Below are 16,657 nucleotides of genomic sequence, written 5' to 3' on the forward strand. Positions count from 1 at the left end.
AAAGTTTTTAAAACTTTTGAAATATGTATATTCGACTTATAAAGGAACTTTTCCTTCTTCATCGAAAAGTTTTATAAATATATTTCTATATTTATAAAACAAGGCACGATTAAAATCGCGCCTTGTTATTTTATTATGCAGCGTTTTCTACTAAGAAGTCTACAGCTTTACGCACTTTAAGATCTTCAGATAAAGCGTCTGCGCTTCCAAGAGCTTGCTTGATAGCGTCTACTGGCATACCGTACATTTCAGCCATTTTTTCAACTTCTGCAGTTACTTCTTCTTCAGTAACTTCGATGTTTTCAGCTTCAATGATAGCTTCAAGAACAAGATTGATTCTTACACGTTTTTGTGCATCTTCTTTCATTTGCTCTTTTAATTTGTCAGCATCAGTACCTGTGAATTGGTAGTAAAGCTCAAGGTTCATACCTTGTTGGCTTAAACGTTGCTCGAATTCACGAACCATACGATCTAACTCAGTGTCGATCATAGCTTCTGGAATGTCGATTTCAGCGTTAGCAGCAGCTAATTCTACTACTTCGTCACGTACTTTGTGCTCAGCTTCGTGCTTTTTGCCTTCTTCTAAGTTTGTACGAAGTTTTGTTTTTAATTCATCAAGAGTTGCAACTTCTTCGTCAGCATCTTTAGCGAACTCGTCGTTTAACTCAGGAAGTTCTTTTGTTTTGATTTCGTGAATTGTTACTTTGAATGTTGCTGGTTTGCCAGCTAATTCAGCAGCATGGTACTCTTCTGGGAATGATACTTCAACGTCTTTAGACTCACCAGATTTAAGACCAATTACTTGCTCTTCGAAACCTGGGATGAAAGTACCAGAACCGATTGCAAGAGAATAGTTTTCGCCTTTTCCGCCTTCAAATGCTTCGCCATCAACGAAACCTTCGAAGTCGATTACAGCTGTATCACCATTTTCAATAGTTCCTTCTTCTTTAACAACTAGTTCAGCTTGACGCTCTTGTAAAGCTTTTACTTCATTCTCTACATCTTCGTCAGTTACAGTTGTTTCAACTTTTTCTACTGCTAAACCTTTGTACTCACCTAATTTAACTTCAGGTTTCACTGTAACTTTTGCAGTGAAGATAAGGTTAGCATTTTTTTCGAACTTCTCGATGTCGATTTCAGGATGAGCAACTGGGAAGATACCAGCTTCATCGATTGCTTCACCGTATGCTTTTGGTAAGATGATATCTAAAGCATCTTGGTATAAAGATTCGATACCAAAGCGTTGTTCGAATAACGGACGAGGCATTTTTCCTTTACGGAAACCTGGTACGTTGATTGTTTTTACTACTTTTTTGAACGCAGCGTCGATAGAGTTGTTTACTTCTTTAGCATCAACTTCAATTGTTAAAACGCCTACGTTACCTTCTAATTTTTCCCATTTTGCAGCCATTTATTCTTTCCCTCCAACTATAATAATGTATGCACATACCTCTATAGATCAAAATATTCATTATCTCTTTTTCGAAATAATAAATGTACAAATAATCCTCTAGCAAATGCTTTCAGATATAATGTTCCAATCTACTAGTTGTCTAAAAGACAACTACGGTATATTTTGTTCGAGACTAATATGAAACATATTAAGTAAGAGAATTACACTTCTCTTCTCTTACAAACAGGCAGATTTCTGCCTTTTGCAACCCTTACATTATAACATAGAATATGCTCGTTTCAAGAACTGAACGATTCTTTTTCATAATTATACGGGCAAATATCCTTCTCTTTCAACACGCAATAACCATTGATAGGCAATATGAAACTCTTCTAATTCAATATTATATGCTGTCATAAGTTCTTCTTCATCAATAGCCAATCCGAAACGTTTTCTTCCAATTCTCTCTAAAACAGCAGCCCAAATCTCTACTTTATCCATTAATAGTGCAAATGGGAAAACGCTAATTTGTAATTCTTTCCAATATGCAACCATCGCACTAAATATATCGGGATAATTTTGCTCCAATCGGCTTGATAATGTATGTATAATGTTATCGGATTGCTCCTCATTATGACCTGTAAATGCTGGAATCACTTTAACCCTATTTCCAAACTTTTCTACTTCTATCTCTTCTTCTACTTGATTTTCTATCATTTTATACAAAATAGAAGTTTTCAAATAAGGATGTTGCTTTTCGTCTATTAAAAATTTCTTTAAAACAGGTAATGCGAGATCCAAGTCTTTTAACGAAATCTGTTGAATCGCTCTCAGCTTTTGCCCAAAGTTTTCTCCAAAAATCTCCTTAGTAAATTCATCCAATTCGAAATTTGAATCAATTAGCGACGTGTCTTCTTCATTTAGCATACCTTCTGCAAATAAAGCGAGTTGCGCTAATTTTTCCTTTTGCTCAGGCATTATATCTTTCGTTCGCAAAACTTTTTCAACAGTTTCAATAACGCCTTCATAATCATTTGTTTGAACTAAAATCGTCACATACGTTTCAAGAATATCACCAAATAAGACAGCTCCTGTTTCAAGCAGCTGTTCACATTTGTCTTTCGCTTCTTCCATACGTTTTAATTCCAGCAAACAAATAACGGAAGCTAATTCCGTTTGTTCCGTTTCTGCATTATACTGACGTAATATTTCAAAGCAGCGCAATGCATCTTCGAATTCCCGCTCTTTCAGTGCTAAAAAACCTTCATCAATATAGCGTTCTGATAGTTGCGGAAACAATACGACCGTATTTTCTTTTTTATCCATACGTCCGCCTCTTTTTCTAGATTTTAATGATCTTCAAAGTAAATATATCAAATGCGTAATAAGAACACAACAATCTAAAACCTTTTGTTTGAAATATAAAAATATTCTATTTTTATATTTCAATACAGCTAAATCTTTATTAAAAAATCAAAATTATACAAATAAAAATCCTCAGCAACAGACGCAGAGGATTCATCATTAATGGAAAGCTTTTATAATTGTGGGGTATATTACAAGGGTAATAATTTGGAGAACAATAATTGCCATAACAATCATGCTAAAATAGAAGATTGGCTTACTTCGCTTCATTAAAAACATAATAATAAGCATCGTGCAAGCAAACAAACTTAAGAAAAACAAACTCGTTGTCGAACTAAGTATACCACTCGGGACAAAGAACAATAACACTACACTACAAGTACCTATAATTCCAAATAACCATTCCATTCATTCACTCATTCCCTTTCCCTCTCATGGTAGTTTTTTTACTAAGCGATTAAATGTTTTACAACATCAACTACATACGTTAATTTCTCATACGCTACAAATCCAAAAGCAACTGTTAAGCCTGTTACAACTAATCCCTTCATCATTTCTTCCTCCTCGTTTTATCGTTGTTACCTTCATTATAAAAGATTAGCAATTTCTTACCATCGAACTACCTTACAGTTACCTTACAGAATTGTAAGATTTCAAAAGGGTTAGAAAAACACCTCCTATCGCTTGAGGTGCTTTCATGGAATTTCTCTATAATCACTTGCAATATTAACTTTTTCTCTTGATAATTTTTCGGAGAATCAACTCTCAAACTAATGGATTTATTAAATAATTTAGGATCGAAATAATATTCGTTATTTTTCTTAACTTACCTTCAAATATTTTCGCCTTACAAGAAAACATTTTGTTAAAATCATGTTAATATATTTTTGTATAATTAAGAATTTAAAAGGGGGATTATATATGTTTAAAAAAATGGCTGCAGATGTATTAGGACTAAGCGATGTAGGGTCTGTCATTACACCGAAAGATTACGATAAGGTTGATGCTGATGATTACGTGATGCATGAAGATGGAGAGAAAATTTATTTTCTAATTAAATCAAAATCAGATGAATATTGTTTCACAAACAAAGGATTAATCCACCTAGATGGCACAAGCGCAACAAGTAAAAAACGTACACTACGCCGCTTTAGCTATAGTAAATATCAAATTAAAAACGTAGCACTTGAAACTGCCGGAACGATTGATTTAGATGTAGAAATTAAGTTTCAAATGGGAGATGAGCATTATTCAATTGATGTTCATAAAAAACACATTGAAGAATTAAAAGATTTATATAAGGCTTTACTTAAAATAGAAGAAATTTCATACGACAACGATATTACATTGCAGTATGCACATAAAAGTCTAGATATGGCATCTAACGCTTTTAGCCGTATCTCAAATGCACAAGTAAATTTAGCAGAGCAATTTAAAGAGATGAATGAAATCGCCTTTAACTGGCTCGTTGATACGAAAAAACAATATAATGTGAAAGATTATGGTTTTGTCTTTGAGAAGTTTATTAATAACTAAACAAAAAACCTTGTTATCAAAAAATAACAAGGTTTTCTTAGCGTCCCAGGAGAGATTCGAACTCTCGGTCCGCTCATTTCCGTACTATTTTATATATTTTGATCGCAGTCTTAATATATCTTCCTCTTCGCGAATGCCTGCCGATCCCTTCCTCACATTTTTTACGACAGTCCAATTCGGGTTAGTTTCATCACCGATGTTCTGTATTGTAAAGTTACCGTCACCATATTTCCGTTGACCTTCTGCCAATTTCTCCGTTAAATCATTCTCTTTTGCTCTCGCCATCTTTGCGCCATCTCCCTTTTTTATACAACCTTCTTAAACTGTCCAACCAATCACACGTCCAGTCAATTGGAGATTCTCGTTTTCCGCTTCTATTAATTGTAACACACTGTCGGGGATAAGTTTCGATAACGGGTGCTCAATTGTACTAGAATGATAAAAAGTTTTATAACACTCTAAGTGAACAATTGGGATAATATAGATATGGATTTAAGTTCCATCATAAGCCTATTGATTCTTTAAATTAAACAAGAGAAATAGAGCGCATAAATGGCGCTCTTTTCTTAATGCACTTTAATCTGTTGTATATAATAATTATTATATGTTACGTTATATTTTTTACACCTCTTGCACATACATCAATTTTTAGACAAAAAAAAACCTTGTTATCAAAAGATAACAAGGTTTTCTTAGCGTCCCAGGAGAGATTCGAACTCCCGACCGTACGCTTAGAAGGCGTATGCTCTATCCGGCTGAGCTACTGGGACATGGAGCGGGTGAAGAGAATCGAACTCTCGACCAGAGCTTGGAAGGCTCTTGTTTTACCACTAAACTACACCCGCATATGTTATTTTATTTTTCTTCGTTAGCGCTGTTGCCCTATCGACAATATTTATTATATGTATATCCATACATAAAGTCAACACCTTTTTTAAAAGAGGATAATTTTTCTTATCCTCTTTTAAAAACTGCTTGTTCAACTAGTTGTCCGTCTAATGTTTCAAAGCGAACATCTATATGTTTTTCATTCATTTCTAATAAGGCAAATGTCTTTTCTACACGCTGACGTGGTAATAAAATACTTCCTGGATTGATAAATAAAACTCCATCAATAAATTCCGCACCTAATACGTGAGAATGTCCGAAGCATGCAACTTGTGCCCCCTCTTCTTCTGCATAGTACGCTAACGTTTGTAAAGTCATTTTCACGTTATGACGATGTCCATGCACAACTAAGAAGCGAATGCCATCTACGTCAGTTACAATTTCATCTTGAAAGTTAGCATAATCACAATTTCCTTTTACAACATGGAAACCTTGCAGTTCTTCATGAGCAGGCGTTAACTCCGAATCACCACAATGGATCATGACATCTACTTTCCCTTCATATTTCTCTTTTAACTGCTGTAATTCCTTCACAGAGCTATGACTATCGCTTACTATTAAAGCTTTCATCAATCTCTCTCCCTCATTCTCCTAAAAACCATTCCGGAATTTTTTCTTCTAACTTACGAAGAGCACGTCCGCGGTGACTAATGGCATTTTTCTCATCTGAACTTAGTTCTGCCATCGCTTTTTTATATTCTTCTACATAAAAGATTGGATCATATCCAAAGCCGTTTTCCCCGCGGCGCTGTTCTAAAATGTACCCTTCACACGTTCCATTCACAATGACCGGTTCTTTATCCGCTTCTGGGAATGCAACTGCTAATGCACAGTAGAAACGCGCTTTACGTTTTTCAAAGTCAATTCCATTTAATTCTTGTAACACTTTATCCATGTTCGCTTGATCGTCTTTCGGCTCTCCTGCAAACCGAGCTGAATACACGCCTGGTTTTCCGTTTAAAGCATCTACGATCAGACCTGAATCATCCGCAATTACGATAGAATCCAACTGTCTACTCAAACTATCTGCTTTTAAGATTGCATTTTCTTCAAACGTTTCACCAGTTTCTTCGACTTCTTCAATATGAGGAAAATCGTGTAATGATTTCACTTCTAAATCAAAGCGCTCAAATAACTCAGCAAACTCACGCACTTTCCCCATATTTTTTGTCGCAACAACAACTTGTTTCATATTTTCCACCTCTACTCTATATGAGATACGATGTCACCTAACGCTTCTTTTTGCATGTCAATTAGTTGGAAAATGCCTTGTTCCGCAGCATCAAGTAGTTCATTTAACTGTGTTCTGCTAAACGTCGCTTCTTCTCCAGTTCCTTGCACTTCGACAAACTGACCTTTTCCAGTCATAATCACGTTCATATCAACGTCCGCTTTAGAATCTTCTGCATAGTTTAAATCTAAAACAACACCTTGCTCTTCCACAATTCCCACTGACGTTGCTGCTAAATAATCTTTTACTGGAATTTTAGATACTTTTTCTGCTTGTAATAACTTCTCAAACGCTAATACCATCGCTACATATGCACCTGTAATAGAAGCTGTTCTCGTTCCACCATCTGCTTGAATAACATCACAGTCAATCCAAACTGTTCTCTCGCCAAGTGCTTCTAAGTCAACTACCGCACGTAATGCTCGTCCAATTAAACGCTGGATTTCCATTGTACGTCCAGTTACTTTCCCTTTACTTGACTCCCTGATTGTACGTTGTTCTGTTGCACGCGGAATCATCGCGTATTCAGCTGTTACCCAGCCCTTTCCTTCCCCGCGCATAAACGGTGGGACACGCTCTTCAATTGTCGCTGAGCAAATTACCTTTGTATCCCCAACTTCAATTAATACTGATCCTTCTGGGTGTTTTAAATAATTCGTATGAATATGTATATGGCGTAATTCTGTTTTCTCTCTACCATCTACTCGCATAAAAATAACCTCCTCATAACTACTTGTTAGTATAGCCAAATTTAAATGTATGATATGTATACAATAAAAGAAGGGGAACCCAAAAAGCAATTCCCCTTTCTTACTTAAGTATATCAAATTATCCACGATTAAAAACTACCTGTATTCACGTTTTCTGGACGATCTACAGGTTTTATTAACTTTCCGCCCTTTTCATCTATAAGATTTGCTTTACCATTTACCTCAATAGAAACACTTTTTACGCCTTTCTTTTCTGTCAAAGATAAAACTACCGACTTCAATACGTAATTTGAAACCATATTTTTATCTGGGTTTACAAATATATTTTCATTAAAGTTTAATGTAAGATTTCCGTCTTGCAATTTCGGATTCGTAATAAGCTTAACTCCTGGGTTAAAATCATTCAGGAGCGATTGATGAATCGGTCCTTTTACAAGTTCATCTATAATGGTTGCATAATCATTTTCTTTTCCCTCTACAACGCGGCGTGTTACCGGTACATAATATTGCTGCTTATCATTATTTTGCGCCATAAAGTAAAGCGTAACTGGTTTTGTATTTGTTACATCTGCCACTTGTTCATCATCAAAGTTAATACCATTCGCACGACTCACCCCTTCTCCAAGCGGTGTACCCGCGACAGGCATCTTCGCTAACTTTTCACCATTTATCTGAAACTGCACTTGTTTTATTTCTTTAAATTGAGTCAAAGTCCACGCTACTGACTCAACAATTTGACGCTCTTCTTCTTTTGCATAGTTTTTCATTTCTTTAGAGAAATCAATTACTGCTGTCCCATCTTTTTTCAAATCTAGAGTCATCGATGTATTTGCTGGAATGACTGCACGGAACCCATTCGGTAATAAATCGGTTACCGGCCCATCTTTCACAAGGTATTCTAGCGTTTGCTGTATTACTTCATTCGCTTTTGGAGTAGGCATTGCGATTGTTTGCGGTACAACATATCCATTTTTATCAACTAAGTATATTTCTCTATTTATCGTTTGCCCTTGTTTATTTTGAGCCGTCCCTTTCTTTTCACCATCTGTATACGTAACTTTTTTTGGTGGATCAATTTGTTCGGTCGCTTTCTCCTGATTTATGAAGCCGCACCCTGTTAATAAAACAGCACTTACCGTAGCACCAATAACCCATTTAAAAGTGGATTTAGGCATGCCTTTCCCCCCTAAAAACTAAGTTTGTACTATTATGTATACGAGCTATTTCACGTTTTAGAACAAGCTGTGCTTCTTATAAAGTGAAACTTTAATCAGCAGGGTCTTACTGCCCGGCAAATAGCGGGATAAACAAAAAACCCCTAATTTCTCAGGGGTTCACTTATATGAATTCTATTATTATTCTTCTAAATGAATATGCTTCACATTTTCAATCGGCTGACCGAACCATTTTGATGCAATTTCTTTAAATAGGCCTATTTTCCCTGTTGTTAAGAAGAGATGATCACTTTGTTCCTCTCCCTCATTCAACATTTTACTATGATATAAAATTGTACTTACTTCACGCGCTGTTTCATCACCAGAACTAATTAGTTGCACTTTATCTCCCATTACCTTTTTAATAACAGGACCTAAAATTGGATAATGTGTACAACCTAAAATAAGTGTATCAATATCGGTATTTTTCAGCGGTTGCAATGTTTCTCTTACAACTTCATACGCCATTTCACTTTCGAAATTCCCACTTTCTACAAGTTCGACGAAAGGCGGACATGCTAAACTTTCTACCATAACACGGTTATTAATAGACTTTAACGCTTCTTCGTATGCACCACTTTTCACCGTTCCAATCGTACCAATAATCCCAACATGATACGTATTTGTCACTTTTAAAGCTGTACGTGATCCTGGGTGAATAACTCCCACTACCGGAATTGGTAATTGTTTCTGCATTTCTTCTAATACAACCGCAGTTGCTGTATTACACGCAATAACTAACATCTTGATATTTAAATCTAGTAAATGCTCCGTCATTTCCCACGTAAATTGACGCACTTCTTCTCGAGAACGTGGACCATAAGGGCAACGCGCTGTATCCCCTAAATATATAATACGCTCTTTCGGCAACTGACGAATTAATTCCTTCGCTACAGTTAAACCACCAACTCCTGAATCGATAACACCGATTGCTCTATTCAACTTCATCACCCGTTTTCTCATTCATCATCTTATTTTATCATTATATTTTACACACTTTAAGTTCGCTCACTTAAACTGCTTCTGTATGAAAATTTTCATTTGTACCTGTATAGACTAGGACCTTTTTTATTTTGCTCCTTTTTTTCATAATTTGCAAGACAGAAAAATAACCGACCTTCTATACGAAAGTCGGTTTCTTCTATATAAATTGCATATTTACCTCGCTATTTGCCGGGCAGTAAGACCCCCACTAATTAAAGTTTCACTTTATTGCTCCATCTTTTTTTTGGAAAGAAGACATTCCTATTAATAAGAAGAAATGAGCAGAAATTAAAATGACGATTAAACTAAAATTCAAACGATAACTATTTGTAGACTCCATAATTTTGCTCGCTACAGCTGGTCCAAATGCCATACCGAAAAAGTTAATTAAATTATATAAACCAAGTCCCAATCCAACTTTAGCTGGATGTAATGTTTTCGGTATAAATGTGTTTAATGATACTTGAATAGCTGAATAACTCATAAATGTTAAAATAATCGCTACTAAAATAACAATAAAGCTCCCTTTCGGAATAAGCCCTAAAATTAAAAAACCAACGATCATAACTACAGACGCTACATTAATCAGTCTCACATCCCCAAACGAAGGAACAATCTTTCCGGTAACAAAACTAGATACAATACCAAAGAGAGATGCAACAAACAATACAATCCCGATAACGAACGGAGATAAACTATACTCTCTCCCTAGCAGTAATGGTAATAATAACAAACTAGCACATAGCGCCACATTAATTATAAATCCAACCGCAATTAAACGCAGAAATGGTTTATTCGTAAATAACTCAATATCAATAAAGGGATTCTCCGCGTTCTTCATACGAACCGTGAATAAAAATAAGAAAGCAGCAGATAGCACAAATAGCCAACTATTCATATTTACACCTAATAAAACGGTCGTAATCAATACAAATAATAAAACTGCTCCAATGAAATCAAAGCGGAACACTTCATCGGTATGTTGCACCTCTTCTGGCATAAATTTTACAAGCAAGAAAATACCAATCATTGAAATAACCATAAATAAAAATAAATACGGCCATCCTAACGTATTCGTAATTGCTCCACCAACTAAAGGACCGATACCAACTGCTAATGCAATAGAAGAACTAATCATTGCTAGCACACCCGCTTTCTTAGCAGGATTAACTAATTTTTCCACCGCAATCATACTAAGCGCAATAAACGCCGCTCCCCCACTCGCCTGCACTAATCTTGCGAAAATGACAATCGCATAAGATTGATTTACAAATCCAATAATTGAACCAGCTACAAATATGATAATGGAAGTTATTAATAGTTTTTTTACACTGTAACGGTCCGCCAGTTTCCCATATATTATCGAACCAATACCGACAACTAAGGAATACCCTACTACAACCCAACTGACTTTCGATTGGCTAATCGACAAATCACTAGCAATATCTTCTAACGCTACATTAAATAAAACCGCGTTCATCGGTCCTAATAAAACGATAAAACATAATGTGAAAACAAACCATTTTGAATGGTTACTTATATCTTCCCCCATGTGTAACACCTCTCCTGATTGTAGTAACTGCAAATGAAAAAATACAGTTATTTAGCTCCTCTACCACCACTAAACAACTTCATTAAATGTATAAATTTATCGCGCGACAAATTGAATTCGAAACGAAACATGTATGTTGTTCGATATTCATGGAACTATCATAGTTTCAGCATTACAGTTTGTCAATGAAAAATATACAAAGTAAACTAATTTAGTGTTTTTGGTTTACTTTGTTCAAAAATTGTTATACACTAATTTCGAATCCGATATAAGGAGGACTGACATGGTTATTCAAATTTGCAATTTCTAACTTAATAAAATGAAGTAAATAAAGAACTTTTATATAGAAGAAACATTACAGGAGGATTATGATGAAGAAAAAAATGTTAGTTGTGTTGACGAGCGTAGAAAAATATCCAAATTTAAATCGAGCTACTGGGCTTTGGCTTGGTGAAGCCGTCCATTTCGTTAAAAAAGTTGAAGAAGCTGGTTACGAAGTAGATTATGTCAGCCCACAAGGTGGTTATACACCGATTGATCCGCATAGTTTAGCAATGGCGGAGAGCATCGATTGGGAATGGTATCAAAAGAAAGAGTTTATGAATCGTCTCGGTTCTACAATGAAACCGAGTGAAGTGAATCCAGAAGACTACGCTGTTATTTATTACGCAGGCGGTCACGGTGTGATTTGGGACTTCCCAGAAAATAAAGAACTTCAAATGATTAGCCGCAACATTTATGAAAATGGCGGAATTGTTTCCTCTGTTTGTCACGGAGCTGCTGGTTTATTTCATATCACATTAAGTAATGGGGAACGTTTAATTAGCGGTAAAAAAGTAACAGGATTCTCAAATGAAGAAGAAAAACTAGCTGGATTGGATCAATTTGTTCCATTTTTAACAGAAGATGAACTCATTAAAAATGGAGGGCTTTACGAAAAAGCTGCGCAGCCTTGGGAAGCTTACGCTGTAGAAGATAATCGTGTTATCACTGGTCAAAATCCGGCTTCAGGTGGCCCAGTAGCTGAATTCGTATTACAACACGTAAAAAATAACATGTAATAAAAAAAGCAGGTTTTCCATTCGTATAGGAAAACCTGCTTTTTTACGAAATCATTTGCAAAATAGCAATAATTTCTTTTTCAATTTCAGAATCATCAATTGCTTCTATATACTCCGGCTTAAAAAGTTGATACTTCTTTAATTGATAAAAATCCAGTATCGCTTTCTTTAACGTAATATCGTATTGAATACAAAAAGAATGATCTATAATACGCCTTAACATCACATCATCTTGTACCATAAATAATTGCGCATTCATTTTATTAAAGTATCCTTGTCCCATACCCGACTCAAAAAACATTTGTAAATTACGATTACGATTTTGTTGTGCAGCGACTAACTGATCTGACAAATGCGGATACGCTTCTTTCAAATCTTGCAAAAAGATATCCGAAATATACGTCACACATTTTAAAGAATGGATAAACGTCTTTTGGAAACGTTCTGCAAAGGACAGACTTTCATCTTGATTATCCGCATCACCTTCAAGAAGATAGTTTATGAAATCCTCTACTACCGCTTCAATAATCTCATCTTTCGAAGAAAAACGTTTATATAAAGTAGCTTTACTAATATCCATATATTTCGCGATTTCATCTATTTTTAATTGGCTAAAACTCGTTTTTCGAATAATAGGCTTTATTTTATTAATATAAGTATTTGCACACGCAACTTTTCTCATTTAAAAGAGCCTCCCCTTTTGTTCATACAAAATAGTATAGCAAATTCATGAATGATTATAAATGAAGTTATTATACTCATTATGTCTTTTTAGTTTATTGTATTTTCAATCTACACTATACAAAAAATATTCCTTTCGCAATAAAATACCCGCTCCCTTTATTAGTAGCGGGTATTTTTTCTATAATTTATTTACAGCTCTTCTTATAGCTTTACCTATTTCCACACTAGACTGCGGATTTTGCCCTGTAATTAAACGACCATCCACTACAACATGTGGCGTAAAATTAGGAGCTACATAAAACAAGGCCCCTTCTTCTTTCAATTTACTTTCTAGCAAAAATGGAACTCGCTTTTCTAAATGTACAGCTTTTTCTTCATCGTTTGTATAACCTGTTATACGCTTACCGGCAACAAAAAATGAACCATCTTTATTTTTCACACCAACTAAAGAACTTACCCCGTGACAAACAGCCGCTACAATCCGGTTATTGTTATACATATTCTCAATTAAATTTGCTACATATGGATTACCTGGAAAATCTACAATCGCCCCGTGTCCACCACCAAATAATACCGCATCATACTCTGAAGAATGGACAGTTGAAATCGCCCTCGTATTTTGCAATAAAGAAGCGACATGCTTAAATTCACGAGGTATGCCATTCGGAATAGATACTCTATCAATCGGCACTCTTCCGCCTTTTATAGAAACAATATCAACATCGAACTTAGCTTTTTTAAATAAAAGATAAGGAGCTGCGAGCTCTTCCAGCCACAAACCAGTCGGGTGTCCATTCATATCATGAGCACTTGTTGAAACTAACAGTATCCTTTTCAACATATCCCCTCCTTATTACCTATTTATGTATGAAACGTTTTTATCATTCATATAGCACGTGAAACAAACAGAAAAATAGCCGACCTTTCATATAAAAGTCGGCTGCTTTCTTATAGTTCGAGCTCTCCCATGCGAAGAAGCTCAACAACTGCTTGTGAACGTCCTTTAACCCCTAGCTTTTGCATTGCGTTTGAGATGTGGTTGCGAACTGTCTTTTCACTTATAAAAAGTTCACCTGCAATTTCTTTCGTTGTTTTATCTTGAACCAGTAATTCAAATACTTCTCTCTCTCTCTTTGTGAGTAAAGGTTTAGATTGATACGCTTTTTCCTTCAACTGGTATAACCCTCCTTGCTTAAGCCAGAGCTGTGTATGTGTAAGTTGGGTGTTTATTTAGTCAAGATATTGTATGAACGAAATGTGCAGGTGGTGAATAAAAATGGGCTTTATTTCCTATGTTATTTTAGACTTTTATACAGTGCGGACACTCTTTTTATCCACTTACTTTCCAGTACGCCATATTTGTTCTAGCAATATACTTACAACTGTACCTACAAATAAACCATTCCCGAATATATATTGCATAACAGACGGCAATGATTGGAGTGCTCCAGACGGTAAAAACATAACGCCGCTGCCAAATAATACTGCAACGCCTAAAATCGTTATATTCCTTTCACTCATCGGCACTTGTTTTATATTATTAAATCCAATTCCAATTAACTGTACGAACGAAGCCATTAACACTGCAGATGCGACAGCGGATGGCAACGATGCTAAGTAACGAATAATACTCGGAAACAGCGACATTACGACTAGTAATATACATGCTAGTAAGAACGATCGTATATACTTTTGTTTTGTTAAACGTATAAATCCCGCTGTCGCCGGTAGCGGCACGACACCTACAGTTGAAAATACGGAAGAAATGATATGTGAAATCCCTCCAACCCACGTACCATCCTTCAACTGTTTTTGTTCAATAGTCGCTTTATGAATCGTAGCTTGATTAATCGCTATAATAGCTGCCACTGTATTTGAAACTAAAATACATACCATAACGAAACTCGATACAGCCATCCCTGTATTCCACTTTGGAAGACCCCAAGCAAATATTTGTGGAAGTTGCACAAAATGAGTTACTTGAGATGGGATTGTCACTTTCCCTGCAATGAGAAAAATAATCCACCCACTAATTAATCCTATTAAAACGGCATAACTTTTAACGAAACCTTTTCCAAAATTAGATAGTATAATAACGAACAGAAATATACTAAACGCGATTATTGCTGTAAATCCATCAATTTGAGAAATAGTAGCTGTAATTCCTAGCATTCCTTTTAAAAATACACCACTTAATTGTAAACATAATAAAAGTAAAAACGTCCCTGTCACAACCGGCGTAAATAAAAATAAAATACGTCCAATAAAACCAGTTACTCCTAATCCTATTAAAATAACACCGGAAATGATCATTCCTAATTCCAAAATTTGCAGTGTACTATGTAATTGATCCTGTCCGGCCGTTGCATAAGCAAGTACGGTAAATACACCAACCCAAGATCCAGCTGGCCCATCCGCAATTGGTAGTCTATGTCCAATCCATCCTTGTAAAAAAGAAGATATACCAACTACAAAAAACGTACGCTGCATTAAATAAAATATTTCTTCCGTCGTAAGATGAAATAACCCACCAACGACAATTGGTAGTGCGATTGAATTCGCTAATAAAAATATAAACCATTGCAAAGTTCCCATAATATGATTTTGGTTATGTTGATTGTCCAAATTTTTCATCCCTTCTAGCTTTCCTATACGAAATATATTGTAAGAATAAAAAAGAAGAGTTCTATATTCTCAATTAGAACCCTCCTCAAATTATTTAAACGATTCTTCTACACAAGATTATTTAATTCCACCTCATTTAAACTTCCAACAACAATATCCCCTTTATACACGACTAAACGCTTTTCCGTTTGACGCGCTACCGCTTCAGCAGTACATGTTGCATTCGTTAAAACAAAGCTCGCTTCATCTCCTACATTTGGCCAAGCTCGTTTCCCTTCCTTGTTTAACGTTTCTTTTCCTCCCGTAATAAAGCGAAGTGCTTTTCCTAAAGACCTTTCGTCACTCCACCCAAAACGCTCTGCTAATCGATTTGCCTTTTGAAGCATATCGCCAGTTCCAAACGGCGACCAATGATCTGTAATACTATCATTTCCTAATGAAACTTTAACACCTTTTTTATCTAATAATGGAATTGGAATTACTTGTTTACCAATTGGCACCGTTGAAGTAATATCAATACTTAAAGTTGCTAGTCTTTCTGCCACTTCTTCAGCTTCTTTATCAGTAACACCACCAAGTCCAAGCGCATGACTAATTGTTACACGACCTTGCCACCCTGCTTCTTCTGTTAAGCTTGCCAACCTCTTCATCGTAAACGTTCCTAGATTATTCGCATCATGCAAATGAATATCAACATCTGCATTAAATTCTACTGCGATATCCATAATCGTATGTAATGATTTTTCGATATCATTATCCACTGTAGCTGGATCCACTCCACCGACTAGATTCGCACCCATACGCATCGCATCTTTCACAAGTTGTACAGAATTACTGCGCAATAATCCATGTTGCGGAAAAGCAACGATTCTACCAGACATCCGATTTTTATATGTTTCTAATGCAGCTAACGTCGCCTCCAAATTATGAAGTCCAATAATTGGATCAACATTACAATGCGTTCTAATATTCGTTGTACCATTTCGAAGTAGTAACTCTAGCATATTTTCCGCCCTGTCTTGAGCAGTTGTTAATTGCTTTGGCAAAATCTTCTCTTCCTCATTAAAACGTGTAAAAATACTGTCTGCTGGCATACAAGCTTTCCAAGGCCCACTATAATATGTTTTATCAATATGAATATGCATCTCTTCGAAAGACGGCAAAATTAATAAGCGATTCGCATCAAGAGTTACTATCCCTTCCTCTTGAACAATCCCTTCTATAATTTTTTTAATTCGTCCATCTTCAATGAGTAAACTACATAATTCTGTTTCTGTTCGTGAAATTGCCCCTTCTTCATATGTATACCTTGATTCAAGCATTACATCAGTCAACCAATATACTGTCATTTCTATTTCCCCACCCTTTATTAAAAATCGCCTCATACCTCTTACTATAAGTTTAATATCCGCTG

Annotated in this window: 17 protein-coding genes, 2 tRNA genes and 1 pseudogene; 2 read left to right on the forward strand and 18 right to left on the reverse strand. The window is 35.7% G+C overall.

The window, feature by feature from the left end; translation table 11 throughout:
- Window positions 1-133: 133 nt before the first annotated feature.
- The 4 genes and pseudogenes from tig to MHH42_RS32455 form a co-directional block, all read right to left on the reverse strand.
- Window positions 134-1,411 carry a trigger factor gene (tig, locus tag MHH42_RS22670; RefSeq protein WP_000729256.1) on the reverse strand — a complete coding sequence of 426 codons (1,278 nt, stop codon included), beginning with the start codon at window positions 1,409-1,411 and terminating at the stop codon, window positions 134-136.
- Between the two features lie 309 nt (window positions 1,412-1,720).
- Window positions 1,721-2,719 carry a hypothetical protein gene (locus tag MHH42_RS22675; protein ID WP_000358250.1) on the reverse strand — a complete coding sequence of 333 codons (999 nt, stop codon included), beginning with the start codon at window positions 2,717-2,719 and terminating at the stop codon, window positions 1,721-1,723.
- A 198-nt stretch (window positions 2,720-2,917) separates the two neighbouring features.
- Window positions 2,918-3,166: a hypothetical protein gene (locus tag MHH42_RS22680; protein ID WP_001983650.1), complete on the reverse strand. Its 249-nt coding sequence runs from the start codon at window positions 3,164-3,166 to the stop codon at window positions 2,918-2,920.
- Between the two features lie 287 nt (window positions 3,167-3,453).
- Window positions 3,454-3,566 (reverse strand): annotated as a pseudogene (locus tag MHH42_RS32455) (group I intron-associated PD-(D/E)XK endonuclease); the annotation flags it as partial.
- A 113-nt stretch (window positions 3,567-3,679) separates the two neighbouring features.
- On the opposite strand from MHH42_RS32455, the gene MHH42_RS22685 reads away from it, so the two are divergent.
- Window positions 3,680-4,294, forward strand: a complete 615-nt coding sequence (locus MHH42_RS22685; protein ID WP_000473869.1) for a PH domain-containing protein — start codon at window positions 3,680-3,682, stop codon at window positions 4,292-4,294.
- Between the two features lie 84 nt (window positions 4,295-4,378).
- Here the strand turns inward: MHH42_RS22685 and MHH42_RS22690 are convergent, their stop codons facing one another.
- The 9 genes from MHH42_RS22690 to MHH42_RS22730 all read right to left on the reverse strand — a co-directional run bounded on the left by MHH42_RS22690 (window position 4,379) and on the right by MHH42_RS22730 (window position 10,873).
- On the reverse strand, window positions 4,379-4,579 hold the full coding sequence (locus MHH42_RS22690; RefSeq protein WP_000090056.1) for a hypothetical protein: 201 nt from the start codon (window positions 4,577-4,579) through the stop codon (window positions 4,379-4,381).
- A 411-nt stretch (window positions 4,580-4,990) separates the two neighbouring features.
- Window positions 4,991-5,064 (reverse strand) — tRNA-Arg (locus MHH42_RS22695).
- Between the two features lies 1 nt (window position 5,065).
- A tRNA-Gly gene (locus tag MHH42_RS22700) sits at window positions 5,066-5,139 on the reverse strand.
- A 109-nt stretch (window positions 5,140-5,248) separates the two neighbouring features.
- Window positions 5,249-5,752 (reverse strand): metallophosphoesterase, encoded by a 504-nt coding sequence (locus MHH42_RS22705; protein ID WP_000645513.1) that lies wholly within the window; start codon window positions 5,750-5,752, stop codon window positions 5,249-5,251.
- A 13-nt stretch (window positions 5,753-5,765) separates the two neighbouring features.
- The gene (locus tag MHH42_RS22710; RefSeq protein ID WP_000815932.1) at window positions 5,766-6,374 is read right to left on the reverse strand and encodes an XTP/dITP diphosphatase; all 609 of its coding nucleotides are present in this window, start codon (window positions 6,372-6,374) and stop codon (window positions 5,766-5,768) included.
- An 11-nt stretch (window positions 6,375-6,385) separates the two neighbouring features.
- On the reverse strand, window positions 6,386-7,123 hold the full coding sequence (gene rph, locus MHH42_RS22715) for a ribonuclease PH (RefSeq protein ID WP_001261767.1): 738 nt from the start codon (window positions 7,121-7,123) through the stop codon (window positions 6,386-6,388).
- A gap of 128 nt (window positions 7,124-7,251) precedes the next feature.
- Window positions 7,252-8,298, reverse strand: coding sequence for a GerMN domain-containing protein (locus tag MHH42_RS22720; RefSeq protein ID WP_340894184.1), 1,047 nt, complete (start codon window positions 8,296-8,298; stop codon window positions 7,252-7,254).
- Between the two features lie 180 nt (window positions 8,299-8,478).
- Window positions 8,479-9,285 (reverse strand): glutamate racemase, encoded by an 807-nt coding sequence (gene racE, locus MHH42_RS22725; protein ID WP_000773999.1) that lies wholly within the window; start codon window positions 9,283-9,285, stop codon window positions 8,479-8,481.
- 256 nt (window positions 9,286-9,541) lie between these two features.
- Window positions 9,542-10,873, reverse strand: coding sequence for an MFS transporter (locus tag MHH42_RS22730; RefSeq protein WP_340894186.1), 1,332 nt, complete (start codon window positions 10,871-10,873; stop codon window positions 9,542-9,544).
- 371 nt (window positions 10,874-11,244) lie between these two features.
- Here MHH42_RS22730 and MHH42_RS22735 point away from each other — a divergent pair, with 371 nt between their 5' ends.
- Window positions 11,245-11,934, forward strand: coding sequence for a type 1 glutamine amidotransferase domain-containing protein (locus tag MHH42_RS22735; RefSeq protein WP_016109143.1), 690 nt, complete (start codon window positions 11,245-11,247; stop codon window positions 11,932-11,934).
- A 43-nt stretch (window positions 11,935-11,977) separates the two neighbouring features.
- On the opposite strand, the gene MHH42_RS22740 is transcribed toward MHH42_RS22735, so the two are convergent.
- The 5 genes from MHH42_RS22740 to MHH42_RS22760 form a co-directional block, all read right to left on the reverse strand.
- The gene (locus MHH42_RS22740; protein ID WP_001233003.1) at window positions 11,978-12,616 is read right to left on the reverse strand and encodes a TetR/AcrR family transcriptional regulator; all 639 of its coding nucleotides are present in this window, start codon (window positions 12,614-12,616) and stop codon (window positions 11,978-11,980) included.
- Window positions 12,617-12,796: 180 nt separating this feature from the next.
- A complete protein-coding gene (locus MHH42_RS22745; RefSeq protein WP_070173810.1) occupies window positions 12,797-13,459 on the reverse strand; it encodes a type 1 glutamine amidotransferase domain-containing protein in 663 nt (220 codons plus the stop codon).
- A gap of 107 nt (window positions 13,460-13,566) precedes the next feature.
- Window positions 13,567-13,791, reverse strand: coding sequence for a spore germination transcription factor GerE (gerE, locus tag MHH42_RS22750; protein ID WP_000659484.1), 225 nt, complete (start codon window positions 13,789-13,791; stop codon window positions 13,567-13,569).
- A 165-nt stretch (window positions 13,792-13,956) separates the two neighbouring features.
- Window positions 13,957-15,252 (reverse strand): purine/pyrimidine permease, encoded by a 1,296-nt coding sequence (locus MHH42_RS22755; protein ID WP_000792689.1) that lies wholly within the window; start codon window positions 15,250-15,252, stop codon window positions 13,957-13,959.
- A 98-nt stretch (window positions 15,253-15,350) separates the two neighbouring features.
- Complete coding sequence (locus MHH42_RS22760) at window positions 15,351-16,592, reverse strand: amidohydrolase family protein (RefSeq protein ID WP_070173811.1); 1,242 nt, start codon at window positions 16,590-16,592, stop codon at window positions 15,351-15,353.
- Between the last annotated feature and the right edge of the window lie 65 nt (window positions 16,593-16,657).

Origin of the sequence: Bacillus sp. FSL L8-0099, from assembly GCF_038006385.1 — a bacterium.
Taxonomy (GTDB): domain Bacteria; phylum Bacillota; class Bacilli; order Bacillales; family Bacillaceae_G; genus Bacillus_A; species Bacillus_A toyonensis.